Origin of the sequence: Streptosporangium vulgare (assembly GCF_042428775.1) — a bacterium.
Lineage (GTDB): Bacteria > Actinomycetota > Actinomycetes > Streptosporangiales > Streptosporangiaceae > Streptosporangium > Streptosporangium vulgare.
Genome location: NZ_JBHMBS010000001.1, coordinates 482,079 through 507,940, shown reverse-complemented (window position 1 = coordinate 507,940; position 25,862 = coordinate 482,079). Strand labels below are relative to the sequence as shown.

Genomic DNA, 25,862 nt, shown 5'->3' with positions numbered 1-25,862 from the left:
CACCGGGAGTGACCCTCGTCGTCACGGGGATCGGTCAGGGAGGGCCGCCGGGGACGGCGGGCCCCGCCGGGCTAGCGTTCGTCGTGGCGACGGCGCCAGCGCTCCTCCATCCGCTCCATGAAGCTCTGGCGGGAGCCGGCACGGCGCCCGCCCTTGCCTCGCGGTTGATCGGCGGGTGTGGCCGCGTTGGCCTCACCGAAACCGTTCATGCGCTTCCAGCTGGACAGACCCCACAGGCATGCGGCGAGCATGACCACGAAACCGCCGACGCCGAGCGGGATGCCGAGCGGGACGTTGTTGATCACTACGCCGACCATCAGCAGGACGACGCCCAGGATGAAGCCGATGAAGGCCTTCACCAGGCGGCGCCTGTAGTGGCTGCGGGGATCACTGATCCTGACGGTATTGGCCCACTTCGGGTCCTCGGCGTAGAGGGCCTGCTCGATCTGGTCGAGCAAGCGCTGCTCGTGCTCAGAGAGCGGCACGGCGCCTCCCAAGGACAGCCCCAGGACGGGGAAGACGGTGACGGACGACACGGGGTGTCCGAACCTCGCGGTCGGTTATCCCCAGAATACGAGGCTGTAGACGTAGACGAAAGAAAACGTCCAACGTAGTCCAAACCGGAGGCGTAATCATGGATCTATTCCATCAAACGGAGGGCGAACAAGGGAGGCCGGGAGGACGGCGTCGTTGCCGAATCTGCGGACCGCCCTGTCCATCGCCTGCTCGGCCTCCCGCCAGCCCGTCTCGCGCTCTCCGAGGCCGAGCTGCCGGGTCGCCCCGGCGGCCGGGCTGAGGTTCTCCACCCGCACGCCGACCAGCCTCAGATGGACGTTCTCCAGGCCGGAGGCGGTGTAGAGGGCGCAGGAGACGTCGTACAGGATCTTGGCGACGTCGGTGGGCTCGCGCAGGCTCCGCGACCGGGAGAGGGTGGTGAAGTCGGCCCGGCGGAGCTTCACGCTGACCGTGCGGCCGACGCTGCCGCCCCTCCTGAGCCTGGCGGCGACCCGCTCCGAGAGCCGGAGCAGCTCCCTGCGGATCTCCGCGGGGTCGGCGATGTCTGTGGCGAAAGTCTCTTCCGCGCCGATGCTCTTGTCGGGGACGTCCGGGGTCACCGGGCGCTCGTCGCGCCCCCAGGCGAGCGCCGCCAGGTGCGCGCCCGCCGCCTGGCCCAGCTCCCGCTGGAGGGTGTCCAGCGGGACCCGGGCGAGGTCGCCGACGGTCTTGATGCCGAGGCGGGCCAGTGACTGCTCGGTGCGCTCCCCGACGCCCCACAGGGCCGCCACGGGGAGCGGGTGCAGGAAGTCGACCACCCGGTCGGCGGGCACCACGAACAGGCCGTCGGGCTTGCAGTGCTGGGAGGCGAGCTTCGCCACGAACTTGCTGCTGGCGACCCCGACGGAGCAGGTGATGCCCTGCTCGCGCTCGACCTGCTCACGGATCATCCGGGCGATCTCGGCCGGTGGGCCGAGACGCTTGCGGGCCCCGCCGACATCGAGGAACGCCTCGTCGGAGGCGATCGGCTCGACCTCGGGGGTGAAGGTCTGGAAGATCTCCATGACGCGCCGGGAGACCTCTGTGTATTTGCCCCGGCTGGGCGGGATGATCACCGCCTGGGGGCAGAGCCGCCGGGCCCGGGTCATGGGCATGGCCGAGTGCACCCCGAACCTCCGGGCCTCGTAGGTGGCGCTGAGCACCACCCCGCGCGCCCCGGGCGCGCCGATGATGACGGGGGTGCCCCGGAGCTCTGGACGGTCGCGCAGCTCGACGCCCGCGTAGAAGGCGTCCATGTCGACGTGGAGGATCGGGCAGCCGGTGTCGTCCGCCCCCAGATCGGAGCCCGGACGCGGTATCTGCTGCTTTCTCGACACAGCGTCATCCTACGGGAACAGGCGTTCGACGCGGCGTTCACCGGTGGCCAAGGACGTGCAGTTGGGTCGCGATGTCGCGGAGCACCGGGTGCACCGCGGCCGCCTGCTCCAGGGCGACCAGGGCGCGGGCGGCTCCGGGCTCGCCGTCGAGCAGCCTGCTGGGCACCAGGTCGGCGAAGACCCGCACGCCGTGGACCTCGCCGGGCGCGAAGCCCGTCACCGAGAGAAGCCGCTCCAGGGCCTCGCGGGTGAAACGCCTGGGCGTGGGGTCGCGGTCGCCCCACCGGCCCTCGGGGTCGTCCAGGACCTGGCGGGCCTCGTCGAACCTGCCGGCGATGGAGCGGTGGAGCGCGGCGGCGAGCGGGTTGGCGGCGAGGACGCTGATCACGCCGCCCTCGCGCAGCAGGCCGGCCATGGCCTTCACCGCGCCGGCCGGATCCTCCACGTACTCCAGCACGCTGTGGCAGAGCACCAGGTCGGCGCCGCCGGCCGGGAGCAGCTCCTGAAGGTCCGCGGCGTCACCCTGCAGGGCGCGGACCTCCACCCCCGCCTCCGCCGCGCGGCGCTCCAGCGCGGCGAGCGAGTCGGGGCTGGGGTCGACGACCGTCACGGCGTGCCCGAGGTCGGCGAGGGGAACGGCGAAACCCCCCGTGCCGCCTCCGGCGTCGACGATGTCGAGCCGCTCACGGCCTGTCGCGGCCACCCGCTCGGCCAGCACGGCACTCAGGACGTCCCATACGACCGCCGTGCGGACCGCGGGAGTGCCCGCCTGCCGTGAGATGCCTACGGCGTGCAACTTCAGATCGCCTCCTCGTACGTTGACGTCCTCCGCGGCTCAGAGCCCCGGATTTCAGCACCCGACCGCCGGTCGGGTCTGTCGGTTCGCGGTTCGACGGCCCGGGTCACCCCGAAGCCTCCCCGCGCAGACACGGCACGCCCTGCCGCGTTCGAAAACCACAGGTCCCGCTTGGCTGTCGCGGGACACCCCAACCCTAACGGGTTGAACCGACAGGGCGAGAAGGCTTTCCTTCTTGCCCAAAGGACAGGGTGTTCGCCCTGAATGTCCAATGACAAACCCAGCCTACGTCGCGCGTCCCCCGGCGCGGCCCAAGGAGCATCCATACTCGCGCTTGATCGAGTCTTTTTCCGGGCGCGGACCGGTCCCGCGGGCAAGCCAGGAGGAAAGGGGACCGGTCGCCCGGGTAAGCCCGGCCGGGGAGGGGGCGCCCGGGGCGGAGGCCGCCGGGGCCGCCGGGGCGGGGAGCCGGGGCCCTCAGGGCCCCCGGGCTCCCCGTGGCGGCGGCTAGAGCGCCAGGGACGGCTTGAGCTGCTTGAAACGGGCCATCAGGCCGTTGACGAACTGCGGCGACTCGTCGGTCGACAGCTCGGAGGCCAGGCTCACCCACTCGCTGATGACGACGCCCTCGGGGACGTCGGGCATCCACAGCAGCTCGTAGGTGCCGCCGCGCAGGAGGTTGCGGTCGACCGCCGGCATGCGGTCGAGCGTCCAGCCCTCGGAGTAGGTGGTGATCAGCTCGTCGATGCGCGCCCGGTGCCTGCACACGCCCTCGACGATCGTCGTGGTGTACTCGTTCACGGGCGGCTCGGCCCGCTGGAGACGCTCGGCGAGGACACTGAGCGGGTCCTCGCCTCGCGCCTCGGCCTCGAAGAGGATGTCCAGCGCGCGCCTGCGCGCCTTACCTCGTGCCGACATCAGGCGCGGCCGAGATAATCGCCGGTGCGGGTGTCGACCTTGACCTTCTCGCCGGTGGTGATGAAGAGCGGCACCTTGATCTCGGCGCCGGTCTCCAGCGTGGCGGGCTTGGTGCCGCCGGTGGAGCGGTCGCCCTGGAGGCCGGGCTCGGTCTCGGCGACGATCAGCTCGACGGCCGCGGGCAGGTCGACGTAGAGGACGTTGCCCTCGTTGATCGCCACGGTGGCCAGCATGTTCTCCAGCAGGTAGTTGGCCGAGTCGCCGACCGCCACCCTGGTGACGTGGAGCATGTCGTAGTTCTCGGTGTCCATGAAGACGTAGTCGTCGCCGTCCATGTAGGAGAACTGCATCTCGCGCTTGTCGACGTTGGCCACCTCGACCTTGACGCCCGCGTTGAAGGTCTTGTCGACGACCTTGCCCGATAGCACGTTCTTGAGCTTGGTGCGGACGAACGCGCCGCCCTTGCCGGGCTTGACGTGCTGGAACTCCACGACGGCCCAGAGCTCACCGCCGTCGAGCTTGAGCACCAGGCCGTTCTTGAGGTCGTTCGTCGTCGCCACTAGTCTCTCCTGCGTACGGCCGCTCTTAAAGGACGAGCAGCTCTTTGGTCGTCCGTGTGAGAAGTTCCGGCCCGCCATCGCGCACCACGAGCGTGTCCTCGATGCGGACGCCGCCCCTGCCGGGAAGGTAAACCCCAGGTTCAACGGTTACCGGAACTCGATCCTCTAGTCTAGCGTGCTCATGGTCGCGCTCCGGCTCTCCTGAAGATCGTTCCGGCTCCGGGAGGTCTTCCGGCCTTCCCGGGGTGTCCTCCGGCTTTCTCGGCGACAGGAACGGCTCCTCGTGGATCTGCAGCCCGACGCCGTGGCCGAGGCCGTGCTTGAAGAACTCCCCGTACCCCGCCTCCTTGATCAGGTCCCGGGCCGCGGCGTCCACCTCGTGGAGCGCGGCGCCGGCCCGCGCGGCCAGGCGGCCGGCCCGCTGGGCGGCGCGGACCAGGTCGTACAGCTCGCGCTGCCATCCCGCGGGCTCGCCGATCGCCACGGTCCTGGTCATGTCGGCGTGGTAGCCCCGGTAGAGGGCCCCGAAGTCCATGGTGACCAGGTCCCCGCGCTCCAGCGGCCGGTCCGAGGGCGAGTGGTGCGGGATCGCGCCGTTGGGCCCGCTCGCGACGATCGAGTCGAAGGCGAGGCCGTCCGCGCCCAGCTCGATCATGCGGCGCTCCAGTGCCCTGGCGACCTCCTTCTCGGTGAGCCCGGGACGCAGCTCGGGCAGGACCTCGGCGAAGGCGCGGTCGGTGAGCTCGCACGCGGTACGGATGAGGTCGAGCTCGGAGTCGTCCTTGACCACGCGCACCGACTCCACCACCTTGGACAGGCGCAGGTGCTCGCCGCCCAGCCGGAAGTAGTCGGCGACGGACATGTGGTCGGCCTCGACGCCCGTCCGGCCGCTCTCCGGCAGCAGGGCCCCGGCGACGTCGGACTCCTCGACCACCTCGATGTCGGCGCAGACGCGCCGGGCGGCCCCGATGTAGCGGGAGTCGGTGGCGAGCGTGGCGCTGGCGTCGGCCCTGACCAGGACGGCCGCGTTGGAGCTGGCCAGGCCGGTCAGGTAGCGCACGTTCACGCCGCCGGTGACCAGGATCGCGTCCGCCTCGTGAGCGGGCAGCAGGGCCGCGAGGTTCGCGCGGCGACGGGTGTGGGTGGCGGTCATGGCACGCATGCTATTAACCGCTTTGACCGGATGTCGCCACGGTGACCGTGCTGCCCGGTCCCGCCGCCCTCCCGCTTGGCCGCGTACGCGCTCGTCCACGTGCTCGTCGTGGTCGTGTACCCGCCGTGGCCGTGTCGTGTACCCGCCCTGGTCCGTGCGCCCGTCCTGACCGCGTCCACGTTGGCCGCGTTGGTCACGTTGGCCGCGGACCGTTCCCGGCCGCGGCCGCGTTGGCCGCGTTGGCCGCGGGCCCGTTCGGCGGCGGGGCGGGAGAGGCGGGTCAGGAGGCGAGTTCCCTGACCTTCTCGATGAGCCGGACGCGCTCCTCGTGCGTGCCGGCCAGCGGGGCGACGTTGACGGTCGTGACGCCCGACTCGCGCATGGCCTGCAGGCGCTCGCGGACGTGCCCCTCGGGGCCGATGAGGGACATCTTCTCCAGCAGCTCGTGCGGCACGAGCGCGGCGGCCTCGTCCTTCTTGCCGTCCAGGTAGAGGTTCTGGATCTGCTCGGCCTCCTTCTCGTAGCCGTACCTGCGGGCGAGGTCGTTGTAGAAGTTCTTGCCCTTGGCGCCCATGCCGCCGATGTAGAGGGCCGCCATCGGGCGGCCCAGCTCCAGCCAGCCCGAGACGTCGTCGCCGATGGCGAGCGAGGCCTGGGCGATCACGTCCAGCTCGCCCAGCGCCGGGTCCCGTCTGGCCTTGCCCGCCGCCAGGGAGGCGCCCCACACGTCGGCGGCCTTCTCCGGCACGTAGAAGATCGGCTCCCAGCCCTCGGCCAGCTCGGCGGAGAGCTCGACGTTCTTGGGCCCGATGGCGGCGATCACGACGGGGATGCGCTCGCGGACCGGGTGGTTGATGAGCTTCAGCGGCTTGCCCAGGCCGGTCCCCTGGCCCGGGGGGAGCGGGACGGTGTAGTGCCTGCCCTCGTAGGTCAGGCGCTCGCGCCGCCAGACCTGGCGGCAGATCTCGATGACCTCGCGGGTGCGGCCGAGCGGCGCGGTGTACGGGACGCCGTGGAAGCCCTCGATGACCTGCGGGCCCGAGGCGCCCAGGCCGAGGGTGAAGCGGCCGTCGGAGACGTAGTCGAGGCCCGCGGCGGTCATGGCCAGCAGGGCGGGGGTGCGGGAGTAGATCGGCAGGATGCCGGAGGCGATCTGCAGCCTCTCGGTCCTGGCGGCGATGTAGCCCAGCTGGCTCACCGCGTCGAAGCTGTATGCCTCGGCGACGAAGACGATGTCGAGACCGGCCTTCTCGTAGTCGGCCAGCTCGGCCACCGTCTCCTTGAAGCCCCCCGAGTAGTTCAGGGCCATACCGATGCGCATCGTGAGATCGTCCTTCCGCGGTGCCGACGAAACCGAATGTTGTTCCGTTGTCTCGGCAACAAAGGTTATCGACTCACCGCCGAAGCACCAAGCCCCGCGCCGTCGCCACCGGGCCGGTAGCCTACGCATTCCGGGGTAGGGGACCCCGGAGGGGCGGACGTTCCGGGGGCAGGTGACCCCCGGAGGGTGGACGAGGAGCGGTGTGCTGAGGCAGTCGATCGTCGTGACGGCGGGAACGCTGGCCCTGATTCTCGGGGGGCACCGGCTCCTGCCTGAGCTGGGTGGTTTCACACCCGTGCTGGAGAGCCTGCTTCCCTGGCTCGGGGTCGCCGTACCGGTCCTGCTGGTCTGCGCGCTGGCCACCCGCTCGTGGCAGGTGATCCTCGCCGCGCTGGTCCCGGCGACCGTGTGGGGCCTCATGTTCGGCCCGACGCTGCTGCGCAGCCCGCCTGGCGGGCCCAGCGACCTGTCGGTCGCCACGCTCAACGTCGGCGCGACCAACGCCGACTCGGCCGACGCCATACGGTCCGTCTCCAAGGACCGCGACCTGGTCGCGGTGCAGGAGCTGACCGCCGGCGGCCCGGCGGCGAAGGTCCTCAACGACCGTTTCCCCTACCGCTACCGGATCGCCACGGTCGGCCTGTGGAGCCGCTTCCCGATCGCCGAGGCCCGCAAGGCCGACATCGGCCTCGACTGGGCGCGGGCGCTGCGCGCGGTGGTCGTCACCCCCAAGGGCAGGCTCACCGTGTACGTCATGCACCTCGCCTCCGCCCGTCCCGGTCAGACCGCCCAGCGCGACGAGACCCTCGCCTACGCCCGCAGGATGATCGACAAGGACGACAGCGAGCGCCTGCTGCTGCTCGGCGACCTCAACACCGCCACCACCGACCGCAAGCGCTCCGGCCTGGTGCCGCCGCTGTCGGACGCCCAGCAGGAGGCCGGTACGGGCTTCGGCTTCACCTGGCCCGCGTCCTTCCCCGTCACCCGGCCCGACCACATCCTCTACCGCGGCATGGTCGCCACCAGGGCGGGCGTCGAGCGGGCCGCGGGCAGCGACCACCGCGCCGCCGTCGCCTCACTGCGCCTGGCCGCCTAGGGACCCGGCCGCCCGTCAGACGGCGAGGTCCGGGCGGGCCCGGAGCGCGGACAGGTCGGCCGGGGTGTCGATGTCCGCGGGGTCGGCCACGTCGTCGCAGGGGACCGCGACCACCAGTTCGGGGTGGGCCCGCAGGAAGGGGCGGGCACCGGCGTCGCCGGTCGCGAGCCGGGCGACCTCCTCGAAGTGCTCCCTGGCGATCAGCACCGGATTCCGCCGCGCGCCGCCGTAGGTGGCGACGGCGACCGAGGCGCCCTCCGCCGCCGCGTCGACGAGCCGCCGCACCGCCCGCGGGCCGACGAACGGCTGGTCCACCAGGGCGATCACCACATGATCGGCGGTCTCGGGGATCGCGTCCAGACCGGCCCTGAGCGAGGAGCCCATCCCCGAGTCCCAGCGCGGGTTGTGGACGGTCACCGCTCCCCGCACCCGGACCGAGGCCGCGCCGAGCACCACGACCACGGGACGGCACCCTCCGTCGTGGAGCGCCCTGACCCCCCGGTCCACCAGCCGCTCCCCGCGGAACTCCACCAGCGCCTTGGGAGTGCCGAGCCGCGAGCCCGACCCGGCGGCCAGCAGCAGCCCGGCGCTCGCCGGGCGCCCGCCCGCCGATCCCCCGGGCTCCCCTGCCGCATCCCCTTCGGCGCCTCCGGAAAAGGCCCCGGGCGGGGCCCCCGGCGGGGCCTTTTCCGGAGGCGCCGAGGTTTCCGAGTCCTCGTTCACGCGCCGCCCGGTCCCTCACCGTGGATCCTGCCGGAACCGTCGGTCAGCGGCCGGCCGGACCCGCCCCAGCGCAGCTGGATCAGTTCGGCGGCGATGGAGATCGCCGTCTCCTCGGGCGTACGCGCGCCCAGGTCCAGCCCGATCGGCGAGCGGAGCCGCTTCAGCTCGGCCTCCCCCAGCCCGGCTTGGGCGAGCCGGGCCAGCCGGTCCTCGTGCGTGCGGCGCGAGCCCATCGCGCCGACGTAGCCCGCCGAGGTGCGCAGGGCGACCTCGAGAAGAGGGACGTCGAACTTGGGGTCGTGGGTGAGTACGCAGATCGCGGTGCGCTCGTCCACGACGGTCGAGGTGAGATAGTCGTGCGGCCACTTGACGATCACCTCGTCGGCCTCGGGGAAGCGCTTGGCCGTGGTGAACACCGGCCGGGCGTCGCACACGACCACGTGGTAGCCGAGGAACTTGCCGACCCTGGCGACCGCGGCGGCGAAGTCGATCGCGCCGAAGACCAGCATGCGGGGCGGCGGCGCGAAGGACTGCACGAAGACCGACAGCTCGTCGAGCCGCCGCTGCCCTCGGGCCCCGTACCTGCGGACGCCCGTCAGCCCCTGCGCCAGCATGCCCCGGACGTCGTCGTCCACCGCGTCGTCCAGCCGGGTCACGCCCAGGGAGCCGGAGGAGCGGTCCGGCCAGATGACCCTGCGGGTGCCGATCACACCCGGCCCCGACAGGACGGTCGCCACCGCCACCGGCTCGCGCCGCAGCACCGAGGCGGCGACCGCCCCCAGCTCGGGGAATGTCTCCTTCGAGACGGGCTCGACGAGGATGTCAAGGATGCCGCCGCAGGTCAGGCCGACGGAGAAGGCGTCGTCGTCGCTCACTCCGTACCTCTGCAGGACGGGTGTGCCCGAGGAGACCACCTCCCTGGCCAGCTCGTAGACGGCGCCCTCGACGCAGCCGCCGGAGACGCTGCCCTCGGCCTCCTCGCCGAGCACCGCCATGGACGCCCCCGGCGGGCGGGGCGCGCTGCGGAAGGTGTCGACCACGGTGGCGAGGCCGAACGTCTCTCCCGCCTCCCACCACCTCAGGATCTGTGACAACACGTCACGCATGCGTGCCTCCCAGCAGCGTCGCGAGTTTCTCGAACGCGGCCAGGCTGTGCCCGGCCACGAAGTCGTCGATGTGGGGAAGCGCGGCCCGCATCCCGGCGGTGAGCGGCTCGTAGCCCTCCCTGCCCTTGTGCGGGTTCACCCAGATCACCCGGTGGGCCGTCCTGGACAGCCTGGCCATCTCCGCCCCCAGCGGCGAGACGTCGCCGCGCTCCCAGCCGTCGGAGGCGATCACCACCACCGCTCCCGCCGCGTCGTTCAGCGCCAGGAACCGCCGGAGCTCCTCCCCCAGCCGGGTGCCGCCGCTCCAGTCGGGGATGGCCCGGGAGACGGCGGCCATCGCGGTCGCCGGGTCCCGGTGGCGCAGCTCGGAGGTGAGCCGGGTGAGCCGGGTGCCCACGCTGAACACCTCCGTGGCCCTCGGCTCCGACCTGACCAGCGCGTGGGCGAGCCGGAGCAGCGTGTCCGCGTACGGGGTCATGGAACCGCTCACGTCGATCAGCAGCACGACCCGGCGGGGCCTGGTCCGGTGCGCGCGGTAGCGCAGCCCGGCGGTCTCCCCGCCCCTGCGCAGGGTCTCACGGACGGTCGCCCTGCCGTCCAGCCGCCCCCGGCGCGAGGGCCGGAAACGCCGCGACGCGCGCCGCTGCCTGCCCGTCCGCAGCAGGGCGAGCAGCCGGTGCGCCTCGGCGAGCTCCGCGGCCGTCATCCCGGCCACGTCGCGGGTGCGCAGCACCTCCGTCGCGCTCGCGGTCGCCGCGAGGGCCGGGGGCTCGCCGCCCTCCCCCCGGTCGGGGCCTGCCCCCGGCCGTGCCGCGGCGGGCCGGGTGACGGTGATCGCCGCCGCTCTCGCGCGGCCCGCGCGCAGCCCCCCGAAGTAGGCCCGGAAGACCCGGTCGTAGCGGGGCAGGTCGTCGGCCGAGGCGCACAGCGTGGTACGGCCCGCCCAGTAGACGTCGTCGGGGTTGGAGGCGTCCAGGTGGGAGAGCGCTCGCAGCAGGTTCTGGGTCCGCTCGTGGTCGGCGGGCACCCCGGCGGCGCGCAGGGTCCTGGCGAAACCGGTCATGACCGCCACCAGGTCCGTCCCGGTGGCGGTCTCGGTCCCGGTCCCGGTCTCGGTGGCGGTCCCGGTCCCGGGCGGGGAGGTCGGGGAGGTCGGGGAGGTCGGGGAGGTCGGGGAGGTCGGAGACGGAACCCCGGTCGCGGGAGAACCCCCCGCGCCGGGGGGAACCGCCGCGTGGGGCGGGCCGTCAGCGCCGGGAGGCACCGAAGAATCCGTTCCCGAGCACCGTCTCGTGGTCCTCCCTGTGCTTGAGCAGGGCGCCCAGCGAGGCGGCCGCCAGGTCGGGGTCGAGCTCGCGGGCGCCGAGGGCGAGGAGCGCCTCGGTCCAGTCGAGGGTCTCGGCGATCCCCGGCGGCTTGATCAGGTCGGCCTGGCGGAGCCGTCCCGTCGCCGTGGCCACCTGCTCGGCCAGGCTTCCCGAGCACTCGGGGAGCCGCCTGCGCAGGATCGCCACCTCCCTGTCGAAGGAGGGGTGCTCCAGCCAGTGGTAGAGGCAGCGCCGCTTCAGCGCGTCGTGCACCTCGCGGGTGCGGTTGGAGGTGAGCACGACCACCGGCGGCCGCGCGGCGCGGATGGTGCCGAGCTCGGGAACGGAGATCGCGAAGTCCGAGAGCACCTCCAGCAGGATCGCCTCGAACTCCACGTCGGCCCGGTCGACCTCGTCGATGAGCAGCACCGCGGGCTGGGTCTCGATCGCCTTCAGCAGCGGCCTGGCGATCAGGAACCTCCGGTCGTAGACCTCGCCCTCCAGCCGGGCGGCGTCGGTGACACCGCCCGCCTCCGCCGCCTTCAGGTGCAGGAGCTGGCGGGCGAAGTCCCAGTCGTAGAGCGCCTGGGAGGCGTCGAGCCCCTCGTAGCACTGCAGGCGGATCAGCGGCGCCCCGAGCACCTCGGCCAGGGTCCTGGCCAGCTCGGTCTTGCCGACCCCCGCCTCGCCTTCGAGCAGCAGCGGGCGGCCCATCCGCAGCGCGAGGAAGGCCGCCGTGACGAGCCCCGCACCGGCCAGGTACGACCGCTCGTCGAGCAGCTCCGCCAGCTGCGCGGGCGACTCCACATGAGATGCCTCGATTGTCCGCCTCACCACCACCTCAGGCTACGCCCGGCGGCCGGGTCCTCGTGATCACACCCCTCCCGGATCCGGCGCTCCACGGAACCCGGTGGCGTGCCGGGCACGCCAGGCACGCGCCGGGCACAGGTCAGCACGCGCCGGGCACGCCGGTGACGGCCTCGCGGCGGGCGGGGGCTTCACGGGGGCGGGCGGGGGCTCACGGGAGGCGGGCGGGCGGCTCACGGAGACCGGAGGAGGGCCCACGGAGACCGGAGGACGGCTCACGGAGGCTTCGGCGACCGGTGAGCAGGCGGACATACTGCCGTTCTCCCGGGAAGAAGTATTGTCACCCCCTGTGAAGAACCTGCTCGACCAGATCAACACCCCGTCCAGAGCCGTCGTGGTGGCGTTCCTGGCGGTGGTCCTCACCGGTACAGGGCTGCTGTCGCTGCCGGTCGCGGTCGCGGGGGGCGAGAGTGCCTCGTGGACGTCGGCCCTGTTCACCGCCACCTCCGCGGTGTGCGTGACCGGGCTCGCCGTGCACGACACCGCGGCACACTGGTCGTTCTTCGGCGAGATCGTGCTCCTGGTGCTGATGCAGATCGGCGGCTTCGGGATCATGACGCTCTCCTCGATCCTCGCGGTGGTCGTCTCCGGCAAGCTCGGCCTGCGCGCCCGCCTCAACACCCAGGCCGAGACCAAGACCCTCGGTCCCGGCGACGTGCGGCGGGTGATCGTGGGGGTCGCCAAGGTCACGCTGGTCGCCGAGGCGCTGACCGCCACGGTGCTCGCCGCCCGCTTCGTGATCGGGTACGGGGAACCGGTCGGCCGCGCCGCCTATTACGGGATTTTTCATGCGATCTCGGCATTCACCAATGCCGGGTTCGCGCTCTGGCCCGACAGCATGATGAGGTTCGTCACCGACCCGTGGATCTGCCTCCCGCTCATCTCGGCGGTGGTCGCCGGAGGTCTCGGCTTCCCCGTCTACGCCGTACTGCGGCAGAACTGGCGCCGCCCGGCCCGCTGGACGCTGCACGCCAAGATCACGCTGGGGATGACCGCCGTCCTGCTGTTCGGCGGGGCGGTGGCCGTCACCGTCACCGAGTGGAACAACCCCGGCACGATGGGCGGCCTCTCCCCCGGACTGCGGATCATGGCCGGGTTCTTCCACAGCGCGATGACCCGGAGCGGCGGCCTGAACTCCGTGGACACCTCCCAGATGAGCGAGAGCTCCTGGCTGATCAGCGACGTGCTGATGTTCATCGGAGCGGGCAGCGCGAGCACCGGCGGCGGCATCAAGGTGACGACGTTCGCGCTCCTCGGGTTCGTGATCCTCGCCGAGCTGCGCGGCGAGCCCGACGTCTCGGCGGGCCGCCGCCGCATTCCCGAGCAGCTGCAGCGGCAGGCGCTGACGATCGCCCTGCTGAGTGTGGCGTCGGTCGCCGTGGGCACGTTCGCGATGATGACGGTGACCCCGTTCAAGCTGGACCGCGTACTGTTCGAGGTGATCTCGGCCTTCGGCACGGTGGGGCTGTCGACCGGGATCACCGCCGACGTCGGCCCCCTGGGACACCTGATCCTGACCCTCCTGATGTTCGTCGGGCGGCTCGGCCCGGTGACCCTCGGCGCCGCGCTGGCGCTGCACGTCCAGACCCGTCGGTTCCGATACCCGGAGGAGCGTCCCCTCGTTGGTTGACAAGAGAGACCGCGGCGACGCGGTCGTGGTGATCGGTCTCGGCCGGTTCGGCGGCGCCCTCGCGGTGGAGCTGGTGGGCCGCGACGTCGAGGTGCTCGGCGTCGACAGCGACGCCAAGAACGTGCAGCAGTTCTCCGGGCGGCTCACCCACGTGGTGTGCGCCGACTCCACCGATCCCGACGCGCTCGACCAGCTGGGCATCAGCGAGTTCGGCCGGGCGGTGGTCGGCATCGGCACCGACATCGAGGCGAGCATCCTGACCACCTCGATCCTGGCCGACCTCGGGGTGGCCGACATCTGGGCCAAGTCGATCAGCCTGCAGCACAGCCGGATCCTGCAGCGGGTCGGCGCGCACCACGTGGTGCAGCCCGAGCACGACATGGGCGAGCGGGTCGCGCACCTCGTCACCGGGCGGATGCTCGACTACGTGGAGGTCGACGAGGACTACGCCATGATCAAGACCATGGCGCCCCGGTGGGCGGACGGCAAGAGCCTGGGCTCCCTGGGCGTCCGCAGCAAGTACGGGGTCACCGTGGTCGGGGTGAAGAAACCCGGTGGCAGGTTCACGTACGCCACCTCCGACACGGTGATCCACAGTGGCGACACCCTGCTCGTGGCGGGCGAGACCGACAACGCGGAGCGGTTCGCCGAGGAGACCTGAGCGCGGGCCCCCGAGCCCTCGCAGGGGTGCGGCGGTACTCGCGGAGAATCGGGCGGACACGGCTCTGCGGCCTGGAGCCGGGTGCCGTGGCGTTGCCGACGTCACCGGCGTCGCCGGGTCCCGGTCGTCCTGGCGGGGGACAACGCCTCGGGGAAGGCGTTCGCCGTCCCGGGCGCCGGAGCCCGGGACGGCCTCACGGGGTGGGGACCGCGCCGGTGCGGACCGGAACTCGGCTCCGTCGCGCACCGGCGGGTTCCCGCCGCGCCGCCTACCGGGCTGTGCAGGTCACCACGGCGGGGGCGGTGTTGGCCCCGGACCAGGTGCCGTTGAAGCCGAAGGAGGTGGTGGCGCCGGAAGACAGCGCGCCGTTCCAGGACAGGTTGGCCACGGTGACGGCCGAACCGCTCGCGGTGTGCGAGCCGCTCCACAGCTGGGTGATGGTCTGGCCGCTGGGGAAGGTCCACGCGACGGTCCAGCCGGTGAGCGCGGTGGTGCCGGTGTTCTTCACCTCGACATTGGCTCCGAAGCCGTCGCCCCACTGGTTGGTGACGGTGTAGGTCGCGGCGCAGGCCTTTCCGATCGGCGTCGGGGTCGGCGTCGGAGTCGGGGTGGGCGTCGGAGTCGGAGTCGGGGTGGGCGTCGGGGTGGGCGTCGGGGTCGGAGTGGGAGTGGGAGTGGGCGTCGGAGTCGGGCCGCTGGTGCCGGCCTTCTCGGCCGTCCAGGCGCTGACCCAGGCCAGGACCGCGTTCCAGTTGACGGCGACCTCGTTCACCGACCAGGCGTCGATGTCGTCCAGGTAGCACTTCTGCGGCCGGCAGCCGCTGAGACGCTGCTGGGCGACAGGGTCCTCCAGGCCGCTGTTGGGGCCGCCGGCCAGGGCGCCGGCCGGTGCGATGGGCAGGGAGGAGTTGAGCTGGTTGGCCCAGAACCGGTGGTGGACGTTGCGGGAGGGCTTGTCGCCGTAGCCGGTGACGTAGGAGTAGCCCGTCGGGTTGCGGCCGAGCTGGTACGCCATCGTCTCGAACACCCCGGTGCGGAACCGCTCGGCGCCGGTGAAGTCGTGGGCCAGGGCCAGCAGGACGGTGTTGTTGAGGATCAGGTTGTTGGACCCCCAGATGTAGCCGCCGCCGGACGGCTGGAAGGGCACCGGGTAGCCCTGGCCGCGCATCACGTTCAGCAGGCCGTCGGCGGCCGAGACGAAGGAGGCCCGCAGCTGCTGGCCGATGGAGGAGGTCAGGCCGTTGGGCACCAGCGCCAGGGTGATGTCGCCCAGGCTGCCGACCTCCGCCCACAGGGCGCCCTCGTTCGTGAAACTGCGCCCGTAGTACAGCGAGGAGGAGGTCAGGTCGGTGCGGTAGGCCTGCTTGCCGGTGGTGGCGTACAGCTCGGCGGCGGCCCAGTAGAACTCGTCGGTCACCTTGCCGTCGGCGTAGGAGCCGCCGCCGGTGTCGTCGGAGGCCGGGGCGAGCCGCGAGGGGTTGGCCTTGGCCGCGGCGTAGGCCTTCTCGGCCGCGGTCAGGCAGCGGGCGGAGAACGCGGAGTCGATGGACGCCCACACCCGGGCGCACTGGGCGGCCGCGGCGGCCAGGTTCAGGGTGGCGGCGGTGCTGGGCGCCGACAGCACCCGGGCCTGGGGGTCTTGGGCGGGCAGCAGCGGCAGCCCGGTCCAGTTGGCGTCGTGGATCTTGTGGTGGGCCATCCCGGCCAGCGGGCGGCCGTCGGGGACCTGCATCTTCAGCAGGAAGTCGATCTCCCAGCGGGCCTCGTCCAGGATGTCGGGCACGCCGTTGCCGCGCTCGGGGATGGACATGGTGCCGTCGGCGAAGGCGCCGGTGTCGGCGCCGGGGATGTTCCTGGCCCGCTCGTAGGCGTTGACCAGCTGCCAGGCGGACATGCCGCCGTTGACCACGTACTTGCCGTGGTCGCCTGCGTCGTACCAGCCGCCGCGCACGTCCAGCCGGTAGCCGCAGTCGCTGCGGCACGGCACGTTGTTGTCGCCCTGGTTGGGGGAGACGTTCAGGTGGCCGGCGGCGCGGGCGTACTGGTTGCCGCCGGCGTACTGGGAGGTGATCGCGATGCCGCTGCGCTGGTGGTAGAAGAACGCCAGCGCGTCGTAGGGCAGCTTCTTCCAGGCGGCGGTGCCGATGTCGAAGGGGTGGCTGGACTCGTTGTTCACGGTGAGCACGTAGTTGGTGCCGGTCCCGGTGTAGGACGAGAAGTCGATCTTGTGGACGGAGTCGCCGGAGCGGGAGTCGGCGCCGAAGACGGTCGTGGTGCCGCCGGCCACCACCTGGTCGGAACCGTCCAGCAGGCTCCAGGCCAGCGGCGATCCCGAGTTGCTGATCACGGTCGCCTGCTTGGCCGCGCCGGGCGCGTAGGCGACCTGGTTGACCTTGATGTTCTGGCCGAGCGCCGGTCGGACAAGGGCGTTGGCGGTTCCTGTGGTGACGACCGCGGTGATCGATGCCGCGGCCAGGGCCGCGGCCAGCGCCGCCGCCGATAACCGGATCCGGCCTGACGTTTTCACGTGGAGTCCTCTCGACCTGTGCTGCGTGGGCTTCGCATCTTGGAACCCTCAGGCCGAAAAAGGACAGCCGCCGCCGTTGAGGAGAGCATCTCGTGCAGCTCACGGCGATACTTACGGCGAACGACCATGTAACTTTCAGGGGTTTCAGCGGTTCGCGGAATCTCGGCGTGACCGCTTCCCCCGGTGACCCGCACGCGTCCGCGCGTCCCCGGGTCCCCGCCAGGAGGTCACGCTCGCGCACATCGCCACGTCGGCCCGCGCCAGGGCTCCCGGGCCTCCGCGGAGGCCCGGCCGAAGGCCCTGAACCCCCGTACGGCGGCTCAGCGGGTCTCCGACGCCTCTCCGCGCTCCCTGATGAGGGCGGCGAGCTCGCGGACCTGGCGGACCGTACGGTCCTTCTCCGAGCCCTGCAGCCCCATCGCGCCGACCGTGGCCCCGTCGGTGAAGTCGATCTTCGCCCAGGGCTCGTGGTCGACCAGGGTGACCCCGAGCACCTCGGGCCACTCGTAGCGGTGCACCCGCAGCGGGTTGACGACGGTGACCCCCTCCTCGTCGGCCTCCACCCGGACCCGTCCCAGCAGGTGCAGAACCCAGGCGACCACCCCGCCCAGCCCGACCATCGCGAGCCTGTCGGCCAGGGTGAACGGCTCGGACAGGAAGACCGCCATCAGCACCGCGCCGAGCATGATCAGGCCCGCGAAGCCGTAGGCCGCGATCCGCCCCTTCTTGGGCCGCCACACGACGGGCAGCGGGGGCGGGGAGACGCTCTCCGGGCTCACTCTCAGATCACGATCCTTTGGAAAACCACCGGTCGGAACGGCTGTGACGGCTGGTCACGGTGCCGAGGGAAACCTACCGCACGGCCCCGCCGGGCCGATCACGAGGCACGGCGGGGCGGGTCCGCGGAACGGGCTAGGAGCGGAGTTCCCGCAGCAGCAGCGCCGTCTCCAGGGCGGCGACGGTGGCCTCGTAGCCCTTGTCCTCGTGGCTGCCGGGCAGTCCCGCCCGGTCGAGGGCCTGGTCGAGGGACTCGCAGGTCAGCACGCCGTTGCCGACCGGGACCTCCTCGTCGAGGGAGACCCGGGTCAGGCCCGAGGTGACGGAGTCGCACACGTAGTCGAAGTGGGGGGTCTCACCGCGGATCACGACGCCGAGGGCGACGACCGCGTCGTACTTCCTGGCCAGGACCTGCGCCACGACCGGGATCTCCAGCGATCCGGCCACCCGCACCACGGTCACCTCCGCGCCGCTGTCGCTGCCGGCCCGCTCGGCCCGCGCCACGAGCTGATCGGTGATCTTCTCGTGCCAGCGGGCCGCGACGACGCCGACGGTGAGCCCGCTCGCCTCGACGGCCTCGGCCACCGGCCGCCCCTCGCCGCTCACGCGATCACCCCGCGCCCGCTCGCGCGGCCGTCCCGCTCCGCCTGGCCTGCTCGTTCGCTCATGCTTCTTCCCTGGGAATCTCGTGGCCGAGGCGGTCGCGCTTGGCCGACAGGTATTTCTCGTTGTACGGGTTCATCGCCACCGGCATGGGCTCGCGGCCGAGCACCTTGATGCCGTAGCCGTCCATGCCGCGCAGCTTGGCCGGGTTGTTGGTGAGCAGCCGGACCGACTTCACGCCCAGGTCGGCGAGCATCTGCCCGGCGTTGGAGAACTCCCGGGCGTCCACCGGCAGCCCGAGCTCCAGGTTGGCGTCGACGGTGTCGCTGCCACCGTCCTGGAGGCTGTACGCCCGGAGCTTGGCCAGCAGCCCGATCCCGCGCCCCTCGTGCCCGCGCAGGTAGACGACCACCCCCCGCCCCTCGGCGGCGATCCGCGACATGGCGTGGTCGAGCTGCACCCCGCAGTCGCACCGCAGCGACCCGAGCACGTCGCCGGTGAGGCACTCGGAGTGCGCCCGGACCATGACGTTCTCGCCGTCCTCGATGTCGCCGAGGACGAGGGCCAGGTGCTCGCCGCCGTCCAGCGAGCTCGCGAAGCCGTAGGCCCGCCACTCGCCGTACCTGTTCGGCAGCCGCGTCTCGGCGACCCTGGTCACCATCCGCTCGGTCCTGCGCCTGAACTCCACCAGCTGCTCGATCGAGACGAGCGCCAGGTCGTGCTCGTCGCAGAAGTCGCGCAGCTCCGGGAGCCGCATCATGGTGCCGTCGTCGTTGACGACCTCGGCGAGCACGCCCGCCTCGCTCAGCCCGGCGAGCCTGGCCAGGTCCACGGACGCCTCGGTGTGGCCGCGCCGGGCCAGGACGCCGCCCTCCCGGTAGCGGAGCGGGAAGACGTGCCCCGGCCGTACCAGCTCGGACGGCTCGGTCGCCGAGTCGGCCAGGGCGCGGATCGTGCGGGCCCTGTCGGCGGCGGAGATGCCGGTGCTCACCCCGTCCCTCGCGTCCACGCTGATCGTGTACGCGGTGCGCAGGCGCTCCTTGTTGTCGTACACCATCAGCGGCAGGCCGAGCCGGTCGAGGTCCTCGCCGCGCATCGGCACGCATACCACGCCGCTGCTGTGCCGGATGGTGAAGGCGAGCAGTTCCGGGGTGGCCTTGGACGCGGCGAAGATGATGTCGCCCTCGTTCTCGCGGTCCTCGTCGTCGACGACCACGACGGCCCTGCCCTCGCGGATGTCGGCGATCGCCCGCTCGACCGGGTCCAGCTTGATCACAGGGTCTCCTCGGTGACGAGCACGGCCCTCGACCGGTACTCCTTGAGCCAGTTGACGAATCCGGCCGGTGCTTCCGGCGCTTCCGATCGGGTCTCTCCGGAGGCTCCCGGTCCCGGCGGTCTCGGGTTCCGTTTCGAGGTGGGTCACGGCCTTTCCACCTGCTCTGTCTGCTCTGTCGTCTGCTCTGTCTGCTCTGTCGCGGTGTCCCTGGCCGGCCCACCGGCCGGGGCGTACGCGCCGACGAGTTTCTCCACGTGCTTGGCGATCACGTCGACCTCGAGGTTCACCGGGTCTCCCGGCCGCTTCGCGCCGAGGGTGGTCAGGCTGAGGGTGGTGGGGATCAGACTGACCGCGAAGCCGCCCGAGCCCACGCTCATGACGGTCAGGCTGATGCCGTCGACCGCGATCGAGCCCTTCTCGACCACGTAGCGGTCGAGCTCCGCCGGCAGGGAGATCCGGACGACCTCCCAGTGCTCGGCGGGCTCCCGCGACAGCAGGACACCCGTCCCGTCCACGTGGCCCTGCACGATGTGCCCGCCCAGCCGCTGGTCGGCGCGGACCGCGCGCTCCAGGTTGACCGGGGAGCCCGGGCCCAGCGCGCCGAGGGAGCTGCGGTCGAGGGTCTCCTTCATCACGTCGGCGGTGAACACCTCGCCCTCGACGTCCACCACGGTCAGGCAGACGCCGTTGACGGCGATCGAGTCACCGTGCCCGGCGTCCGCGGTGACCGTCTTGCCGCGGATCGACAGCCGGGCCGCGTCGCTCAGCGGCTCGATCCCGGCGATCTCTCCCAGTTCTTCGACGATTCCGGTGAACATTCACAGCTCCTTCTGGGGGACCGCCCGGACGACCGGGCACGGGGAGATCGTCAGGGGTCCGGAGGTACGGGGGCCGGTGGTGCGCCCGGACATGCGGGGCTCGGACATGCGGAGCCCGGGCACGTGGGGCCGGGAAGGGCGTGCGTCCGGAAGGCGGAGCGCGCCGGAAAAGAGGGATACGTCGCCACGCCCGGACCGGGCACGGCCGGACGGGGAACACGAACGACACGAAAAATGGTGGGGGCCGACGGCGCCGCGCCCGTGAGGGGCGCGCCCGACCGCTTGGCGCGTCCGCGCCGGATCAGTCACCCGAGGTCTCCTACTCGCCAGTAGCTTTTTGCCACGGCGGGCCCCGGGGGATCAACGGGTGCATACACCCGATCAGCGGAGGGTGCCCGAAGACACTCTCCGCTCGCGCGCTTCCTCCCATCCGGACTTTAACCGTCGGTCCTGGAGTTTCACCAGGTCAACCGGTCGATGGCTTCGACCGGGTCGCGGACTGTAACCGCCGGCTCGGAATTTCACCGACCCCGGAGCACGCTGCTCTGCTTCTCTCGTTCTCGCGGAGGGCGCACCGCGGACGATTCACCCTCCATTACCACTACCAGTGTGCCATGTCCGGAAAACCGGACGGTACGCCTTCCATGATGTGGGACAAGCGGGCACTTGGTGCGCTCACGCCGCCGTGGCCACGCACTCCGGTCACCTCGCCGCGCTCACCCCGCCATGGTTACGCCGCCGCGGTTACGCGGTGGTCACGCGGCGCGCTCGGCGACCGCCTTGCGCGCCCTTCGCGCGTCCGGGGAGTAGCGCACCGGCTCGGGCACCAGGCCGATCCCGGTCTGCAGGGCCCGCAGCGAGGCCGTCGCCCACAGGTCGCCCAGCGGGGTCGCGGGCAGGCCGTACAGCCTGCGGGCCCAGCGCGGCAGGGTCGCGAAGGCGAGCCCGGTGAGCATGGGGAACATCGGCTTGAGCGGGATGAGGCGGGCCGGGAGCGGCGCGTTGAGCGACCGCAGGAGCGGGTGGGCCACCTCGGGGACGAAGTAGAGGCCGGGACGGCAGGCCCGGATGTAGTCGTCCATCTCGCCGACCGAGCCGGGCACGTCCTCGGCGCGCAGGCCGACCACCTCGGCCGCGCGGCGCCACTCGGCGACGAACCTGTCGGCCTCCTCGTCCGTCAGCCGCACCCCGGCGCGCCGGGCGACCGACAGGTAGGAGTCGACCTCGCCGACGTGGACCCAGAGCAGCGCGTCGGGGTCGTCGAGGCGGAACCGCTCGCCGGTGTCGAGGTCGAGGGCGGTGAGGCTCGCGTGGATCTTCCTCACCCTGGCCCCGGCGCGGGCGACCTCCTCGGTCGTGCCGTAGACGCGCACCCGGACGAACTCGGTGGTGCGCACGAAGCGGGACCAGGCCTCGGCCGGGTCCATCAGCGCGGAGTTCTGCGCGACCCCGCGCATCGCCCGGGGGTGCAGGCCCTGCATGAGCAGGGCACGGAAGCCCGCGACGAGCAGGATCCGCTCGCCCATCACCTTCCAGGTCACCGAATCGGGTCCAAACAGGCCGTGATCCATGCTCTACCTCCCGACCTCGCGGCGAGAGGAGGCCCTACCCCTCGAAGCGGTCCGGCACACCTCATGTATTGAGCCTGTAACACTGTATCGGGCTTGTGACACAAGCCAGGTCAGACCCGGACAAAGCCGTCACGGCCACGTCATGAATGTGTCACAAATCCGTGAAAACCGGCTTTCGGGAGCTCTATCCTCCCACGTCGCCCCCTATCCACGTCAACGGAATTGCAGCCACAAACAGGTGGACGTTATACAACAAAAAAATGAGTAATGACTAGCCCATTGATTGTCATGGACTGTTTTGCAATGGTTCCAGAGATCCCGCTCAGCCATGCTCGTTGGGAGCCTCCGCACGATGACCATCCCTGCACCAGCCACGACCACGACCGGGGAGGCACTGGCGGCGAAGACACCGGAGACGGTGGGCCGCTCACCCGGACAGCTGATGTGGCTGCGCTTCCGGCGCGACCGTACCGGCATCGTCTCGGCCGTGGTGGTGATCTTCTTCTTCCTGGTCGCGCTCCTCGCGCCGGTCATCGCCTGGCTGTACGGCAAGGACCCCTACGCCCTGTACGGCCAGGACACGCCGGGCCTGCTGAACGACTACGGCTACCCGATCCTGCCCAACGGCGGCATCAGCTCGGAGTTCTGGTTCGGCATCGAGCCCGGCCTGGGCCGTGACGTGTTCACCCAGCTCGTCTACGGGATCAGGACCTCCCTGTCGATCGCGGTGACCGCGACGGTCATCGCGACGGCGATCGGCATCGTGATGGGCATCGTCGCCGGGTACGCCGGGGGCAAGACCGACTACTTCATCGGCCGCCTGATCGACATCGTCCTGTCGTTCCCCTCGGTGCTCTTCATCATCGCGTTCATGCCGGTCGTGGAGAACCTGTTCGTCAGGCCGGACGAGGAGACGCCGATCTGGCTGCGAGCGGTCACCCTCGTGATCGCGCTGACGGTGTTCCAGTGGGCCGGCCTCGCCCGTCTGCTGCGCGGCCAGGTGCTCTCCCTGCGCGAGCGGGAGTTCGTCGAGGCCGCGAAGGTCACCGGAGCCTCTCCCGCCAGGATCGTCTTCAAGGAGCTGCTGCCGAACCTCTGGACCCCGATCCTGATCCAGTCGACGCTGCTGCTCCCCGCGCTGGTGACGGCCGAGGCGGCGCTGTCCTTCCTGGGCGTCGGAATGATCGAGCCCATCCCCGACTGGGGCCGCATGTTCCGCCGCGGCACCGAGATCTATCAGAACGACATCACCTATCTGATCTTCCCCGGTGTCGCCCTTCTGATCTTCGTGATCGCGTTCAACCTCCTGGGTGACTCGGTTCGCGATGCCTTCGACCCCAAGCTCAAGCGCTAGATCGGAAATAGGAGAAAGATGAAAGTCCGTACGCGGTCAGCGATGGCCGTACTCGCCATAGGCGCGCTCGCACTCACCGGTGCCTGCGCCCAGGGCAACCAGGGCGCGCCCGCCGCCCCCAGCGGCTCTGCGTCCGGCGAGCCCGGCGCGCCGGCCCCCGCGGCGTCCTACAAGCCGCCGACGATCACCGTCGGCACGGCCGACGACTCCAAGGGCCCGGCCATCGAGCCCGAGGGCGTCGTCAAGGGCGGCACCGTCACGATGATCGACCGTGACGACATCGGCCACCTCGACCCCGCTCAGGTCTACGTCAACACGATGTCGAACTTCGGCCTGCTCATCGGCCGTACCCTGACCGGCTACAAGCGCGTCGGCCCCGGCGACTACAAGCTGGTCGGCGACCTCGCCACCGACTCGGGCACCTCCTCCGAGGGCGGCAAGACCTGGACCTTCACCCTCAAGGACGGCGTGAAGTGGGAGGACGGCACCCCGATCACGTCCGAGGACGTGAAGTGGAGCATGGAGCGGACGTTCGCCGCGTTCGTCACCCAGGGCCCGACCTACATCCAGCAGTGGCTGACCGACGTCGACTACAAGAAGGCCTACCAGGGCCCGTACGACGGCAAGCGCCTTGACAGCATCGAGACGCCGGACGACAAGACGATCGTCTACAAGTTCAAGTCCCCGCACGCCGACGCCAACTACGCCTTCGCCATGGGCGGCTACGGCATCGTGCCCAAGGAGAAGGACACCAAGGAGGCGTACGACAAGAAGCCCGTCTCCAGCGGCCCGTACATCATCAAGAGCCACGTCGTCGACAAGTCGATGGACCTGGAGCGCAACCCGAACTGGGACCCGGCCACCGACCCGATCCGCGGCGCCTACCCCGACAAGTGGCGCCTGGAGTTCGGCCAGGAGAACCTGCAGATCACCGACCGCCTGATGGCGGACGCGGGCGCGGACCAGACCGCGTTCACCTTCTACGCGACCGTCCCGCCGGAGCGTCTGCAGCAGGTCCTCGGCGACGCCAGCCTGGCCCCCCGCCTGATGAAGAGCCCCTCGCCGTACGGCAACTACTACTACTTCAACCTCGACCGGGTGAAGGACGTCAAGATCCGCCAGGCCATCAACCACGCCTGGCCGTCCAAGCAGATCCAGCAGGTCTACGGTGGCCCGGCCGCGGCGGCGCTGCCCACCACGATCCTGAACGAGAACACCACGGTCGGCTACGAGTCCTACGACCTGTTCGGCAAGGAGACCAAGCCCGAGGGTGACGTCGAGAAGGCCAAGCAGCTGCTCGCCGAGTCGAGCAACCCGACGCCGACCATCGTCTACGCCTACAACCAGACGCCGCTCCAGGAGCAGATCACCGTTGTGATCAAGAACGCCCTGGAGAAGGCCGGCATCAAGGTCGTGGCCAAGCCCCTGGACCGTAAGACCTACTACGACTCCATCGGCAAGGTGAAGAACGACTTCGACCTCTACTGGGGTGGCTGGGGCGCCGACTGGCCGTCCGGCACGACGGTCCTGCCCGTCATCTTCGGCCCGATCGCCGACGGTGCGCCGAACTACTCGCACCTGAAGGACGAGGCCATCACCAAGGAGATGGACGAGATCACCGCCCTGACCGACATCGACGCCCAGAACAAGGCGTGGATGGCGCTGGACAAGAAGATCCAGGAGACGATCACCCCGCTGGTCGTCGCCGAGAACCGGATCGCCAACACCCTCCACGGCTCCAAGGTCGGTGGCGCCGAGATCGACCCGCAGTCGTGGGTCGTCTCGCCCAACACCATCTTCGTGAAGCAGTAACGGCTCTCACGAAACCGTAGGAGAACCGGCGGCCGTGGCCTCGCGGGGATGACGACATCCCCGTGAGGCCACGGCCAGGGGCCTCCCCGGCCCAACGGTCCCAGCCACCTCGGGAAAACAGGCAATGCTTCCATTCATCACTCGCCGCACGCTCGGCGCCGTGGTCACACTTGTGATCATCTCCGCGGTCACGTTCTTCCTCTTCTTCGCCGTGCCCGCCGACCCGGCGAGACTCGCCTGCGGCAAGGTCTGCCCGCCGGAGCTGCTGGAGCAGGCGCGGCACAACCTGGGACTGGATCAGCCCCTGTTCGTCCAGTTCGTGGCCTGGCTGGCCGGAATCTTCGTCGGCCGCGACTACGAGGGGCTGGGCGCCTGCCCCGCCCCCTGCCTCGGCTACTCCTTCGTCAACCGCGCGCCGGTGTTCGAGACGATCCTGGACCGGCTCCCGCTGACCATCTCGCTCACCATCGGCGCGGCGGCCGTCTTCCTCACCTTCGGCGTGGCCACCGGCATCATCGCGGCGCTGCGCCAGGGCAGGCCGCTCGACAAGATCGCCAGTGTGTCGTCCCTCATCGGCGCCTCCGTGCAGATCTACTTCATCGGCACCCTGGCCATGTACTTCCTCGTCTACCAGAACCAGATCCTCTGGCGGCCCAGGTACGTGGAGTTCAGCCAGGACCCCATCGGCTGGGCGCAGGGCCTGTTACTGCCGTGGCTGGTGCTGGCGATCATCTTCACCGCCAACTACACCCGCATGACCCGCTCGACGATGGTGGAACAGCTCAGCGAGGACTACGTCCGCACCGCGCGGGCCAAGGGCATGTCCGGCCGCAGCGTCGTGATGCGTTTCGCGATGCGCGGCACGCTGACGCCCATCATCACGATCTTCGGTGTGGACCTCGGCGCGCTGATCGGCGGCGCGATCATCACCGAGCAGACCTTCGGCCTCCAGGGGCTCGGCCAGCTGTCGGTGAGGGCGGTCACCTACTCCGACCTGCCTATGCTGATGGCGACGGTGCTCGTCGCGGCCGCCGCGATCGTCGTCTTCAACATCATCGTCGACGTCCTGTACGCCTTCATCGACCCCCGCGTGCGGCTGAGCTAGGAGCTTTGAA

24 protein-coding genes and 1 riboswitch are annotated in these 25,862 nt (G+C 70.9%); of the genes, 6 read left to right on the top strand and 18 right to left on the bottom strand.

What is annotated here, in order from left to right; genetic code table 11:
- Positions 1 to 71: 71 nt before the first annotated feature.
- The 7 genes from ACFFRH_RS02225 to ACFFRH_RS02195 form a co-directional block, all read right to left on the bottom strand.
- Positions 72 to 485, bottom strand: a complete 414-nt coding sequence (locus ACFFRH_RS02225) for an SCO2097 family morphological protein (protein ID WP_344747391.1) — start codon at positions 483 to 485, stop codon at positions 72 to 74.
- Between the two features lie 147 nt (positions 486 to 632).
- The gene (locus tag ACFFRH_RS02220; protein WP_386153690.1) at positions 633 to 1,871 is read right to left on the bottom strand and encodes a DNA polymerase IV; all 1,239 of its coding nucleotides are present in this window, start codon (positions 1,869 to 1,871) and stop codon (positions 633 to 635) included.
- Positions 1,872 to 1,908: 37 nt separating this feature from the next.
- Positions 1,909 to 2,667 carry a class I SAM-dependent methyltransferase gene (locus ACFFRH_RS02215; protein ID WP_344747380.1) on the bottom strand — a complete coding sequence of 253 codons (759 nt, stop codon included), beginning with the start codon at positions 2,665 to 2,667 and terminating at the stop codon, positions 1,909 to 1,911.
- A gap of 507 nt (positions 2,668 to 3,174) precedes the next feature.
- Positions 3,175 to 3,585 (bottom strand): transcription antitermination factor NusB, encoded by a 411-nt coding sequence (gene nusB / locus ACFFRH_RS02210; RefSeq protein ID WP_344747379.1) that lies wholly within the window; start codon positions 3,583 to 3,585, stop codon positions 3,175 to 3,177.
- On the bottom strand, positions 3,585 to 4,145 hold the full coding sequence (gene efp / locus ACFFRH_RS02205; protein ID WP_344747378.1) for an elongation factor P: 561 nt from the start codon (positions 4,143 to 4,145) through the stop codon (positions 3,585 to 3,587). The genes nusB and efp overlap by 1 nt, the downstream gene beginning before the upstream one ends.
- 25 nt (positions 4,146 to 4,170) lie before the next feature.
- Positions 4,171 to 5,307, bottom strand: a complete 1,137-nt coding sequence (locus ACFFRH_RS02200) for a M24 family metallopeptidase (RefSeq protein WP_344747377.1) — start codon at positions 5,305 to 5,307, stop codon at positions 4,171 to 4,173.
- 271 nt (positions 5,308 to 5,578) lie between these two features.
- Positions 5,579 to 6,619, bottom strand: coding sequence for an LLM class F420-dependent oxidoreductase (locus ACFFRH_RS02195; protein WP_344747376.1), 1,041 nt, complete (start codon positions 6,617 to 6,619; stop codon positions 5,579 to 5,581).
- Between the two features lie 202 nt (positions 6,620 to 6,821).
- Here ACFFRH_RS02195 and ACFFRH_RS02190 point away from each other — a divergent pair, with 202 nt between their 5' ends.
- Positions 6,822 to 7,715 carry an endonuclease/exonuclease/phosphatase family protein gene (locus ACFFRH_RS02190; protein WP_386153681.1) on the top strand — a complete coding sequence of 298 codons (894 nt, stop codon included), beginning with the start codon at positions 6,822 to 6,824 and terminating at the stop codon, positions 7,713 to 7,715.
- 15 nt (positions 7,716 to 7,730) lie between these two features.
- Here the strand turns inward: ACFFRH_RS02190 and ACFFRH_RS02185 are convergent, their stop codons facing one another.
- The 4 genes from ACFFRH_RS02185 to ACFFRH_RS02170 all read right to left on the bottom strand — a co-directional run bounded on the left by ACFFRH_RS02185 (position 7,731) and on the right by ACFFRH_RS02170 (position 11,688).
- Complete coding sequence (locus ACFFRH_RS02185; RefSeq protein ID WP_344747390.1) at positions 7,731 to 8,297, bottom strand: nucleotidyltransferase family protein; 567 nt, start codon at positions 8,295 to 8,297, stop codon at positions 7,731 to 7,733.
- A 137-nt stretch (positions 8,298 to 8,434) separates the two neighbouring features.
- Complete coding sequence (locus ACFFRH_RS02180) at positions 8,435 to 9,544, bottom strand: XdhC family protein (protein ID WP_344747374.1); 1,110 nt, start codon at positions 9,542 to 9,544, stop codon at positions 8,435 to 8,437.
- The gene (locus ACFFRH_RS02175) at positions 9,537 to 10,808 is read right to left on the bottom strand and encodes a vWA domain-containing protein (RefSeq protein ID WP_344747373.1); all 1,272 of its coding nucleotides are present in this window, start codon (positions 10,806 to 10,808) and stop codon (positions 9,537 to 9,539) included. Before ACFFRH_RS02175 ends, ACFFRH_RS02180 begins: the two co-directional genes overlap by 8 nt.
- Complete coding sequence (locus tag ACFFRH_RS02170) at positions 10,792 to 11,688, bottom strand: AAA family ATPase (protein ID WP_344747371.1); 897 nt, start codon at positions 11,686 to 11,688, stop codon at positions 10,792 to 10,794. Before ACFFRH_RS02170 ends, ACFFRH_RS02175 begins: the two co-directional genes overlap by 17 nt.
- Positions 11,689 to 12,007: 319 nt before the next feature.
- Here ACFFRH_RS02170 and ACFFRH_RS02165 point away from each other — a divergent pair, with 319 nt between their 5' ends.
- Together ACFFRH_RS02165 and ACFFRH_RS02160 are read left to right on the top strand one after the other, a co-directional pair.
- On the top strand, positions 12,008 to 13,348 hold the full coding sequence (locus ACFFRH_RS02165) for a TrkH family potassium uptake protein (protein WP_386153677.1): 1,341 nt from the start codon (positions 12,008 to 12,010) through the stop codon (positions 13,346 to 13,348).
- The gene (locus ACFFRH_RS02160) at positions 13,341 to 14,009 is read left to right on the top strand and encodes a potassium channel family protein (RefSeq protein ID WP_344747369.1); all 669 of its coding nucleotides are present in this window, start codon (positions 13,341 to 13,343) and stop codon (positions 14,007 to 14,009) included. Before ACFFRH_RS02165 ends, ACFFRH_RS02160 begins: the two co-directional genes overlap by 8 nt.
- Before the next feature lie 268 nt (positions 14,010 to 14,277).
- Here the strand turns inward: ACFFRH_RS02160 and ACFFRH_RS02155 are convergent, their stop codons facing one another.
- The 7 genes from ACFFRH_RS02155 to ACFFRH_RS02125 all read right to left on the bottom strand — a co-directional run bounded on the left by ACFFRH_RS02155 (position 14,278) and on the right by ACFFRH_RS02125 (position 21,941).
- A complete protein-coding gene (locus ACFFRH_RS02155; protein ID WP_386153673.1) occupies positions 14,278 to 16,536 on the bottom strand; it encodes a glycoside hydrolase family 9 protein in 2,259 nt (752 codons plus the stop codon).
- A gap of 320 nt (positions 16,537 to 16,856) precedes the next feature.
- On the bottom strand, positions 16,857 to 17,315 hold the full coding sequence (locus ACFFRH_RS02150) for a PH domain-containing protein (RefSeq protein ID WP_386153670.1): 459 nt from the start codon (positions 17,313 to 17,315) through the stop codon (positions 16,857 to 16,859).
- Positions 17,316 to 17,448: 133 nt separating this feature from the next.
- Positions 17,449 to 17,919: a 6,7-dimethyl-8-ribityllumazine synthase gene (ribH, locus tag ACFFRH_RS02145; protein ID WP_386153667.1), complete on the bottom strand. Its 471-nt coding sequence runs from the start codon at positions 17,917 to 17,919 to the stop codon at positions 17,449 to 17,451.
- Positions 17,920 to 17,977: 58 nt separating this feature from the next.
- On the bottom strand, positions 17,978 to 19,192 hold the full coding sequence (locus ACFFRH_RS02140) for a bifunctional 3,4-dihydroxy-2-butanone-4-phosphate synthase/GTP cyclohydrolase II (RefSeq protein ID WP_386153664.1): 1,215 nt from the start codon (positions 19,190 to 19,192) through the stop codon (positions 17,978 to 17,980).
- 143 nt (positions 19,193 to 19,335) lie between these two features.
- Positions 19,336 to 20,010: a riboflavin synthase gene (locus tag ACFFRH_RS02135; protein ID WP_386153661.1), complete on the bottom strand. Its 675-nt coding sequence runs from the start codon at positions 20,008 to 20,010 to the stop codon at positions 19,336 to 19,338.
- Between the two features lie 412 nt (positions 20,011 to 20,422).
- A riboswitch (FMN riboswitch) is annotated at positions 20,423 to 20,553 on the bottom strand.
- 212 nt (positions 20,554 to 20,765) lie between these two features.
- Positions 20,766 to 21,551 carry an oxygenase MpaB family protein gene (locus ACFFRH_RS02130; RefSeq protein WP_386153658.1) on the bottom strand — a complete coding sequence of 262 codons (786 nt, stop codon included), beginning with the start codon at positions 21,549 to 21,551 and terminating at the stop codon, positions 20,766 to 20,768.
- Between the two features lie 243 nt (positions 21,552 to 21,794).
- Positions 21,795 to 21,941, bottom strand: a complete 147-nt coding sequence (locus ACFFRH_RS02125) for a hypothetical protein (protein WP_386153655.1) — start codon at positions 21,939 to 21,941, stop codon at positions 21,795 to 21,797.
- On the opposite strand from ACFFRH_RS02125, the gene ACFFRH_RS02120 reads away from it, so the two are divergent.
- The 3 genes from ACFFRH_RS02120 to ACFFRH_RS02110 all read left to right on the top strand — a co-directional run bounded on the left by ACFFRH_RS02120 (position 21,934) and on the right by ACFFRH_RS02110 (position 25,852).
- Positions 21,934 to 22,935, top strand: a complete 1,002-nt coding sequence (locus ACFFRH_RS02120; RefSeq protein WP_386153653.1) for an ABC transporter permease — start codon at positions 21,934 to 21,936, stop codon at positions 22,933 to 22,935. The genes ACFFRH_RS02125 and ACFFRH_RS02120 overlap by 8 nt on opposite strands.
- An 18-nt stretch (positions 22,936 to 22,953) precedes the next feature.
- Complete coding sequence (locus tag ACFFRH_RS02115) at positions 22,954 to 24,747, top strand: ABC transporter substrate-binding protein (protein ID WP_386153650.1); 1,794 nt, start codon at positions 22,954 to 22,956, stop codon at positions 24,745 to 24,747.
- Positions 24,748 to 24,871: 124 nt separating this feature from the next.
- Positions 24,872 to 25,852: an ABC transporter permease gene (locus tag ACFFRH_RS02110; protein ID WP_386153647.1), complete on the top strand. Its 981-nt coding sequence runs from the start codon at positions 24,872 to 24,874 to the stop codon at positions 25,850 to 25,852.
- Positions 25,853 to 25,862 lie beyond the last annotated feature (10 nt).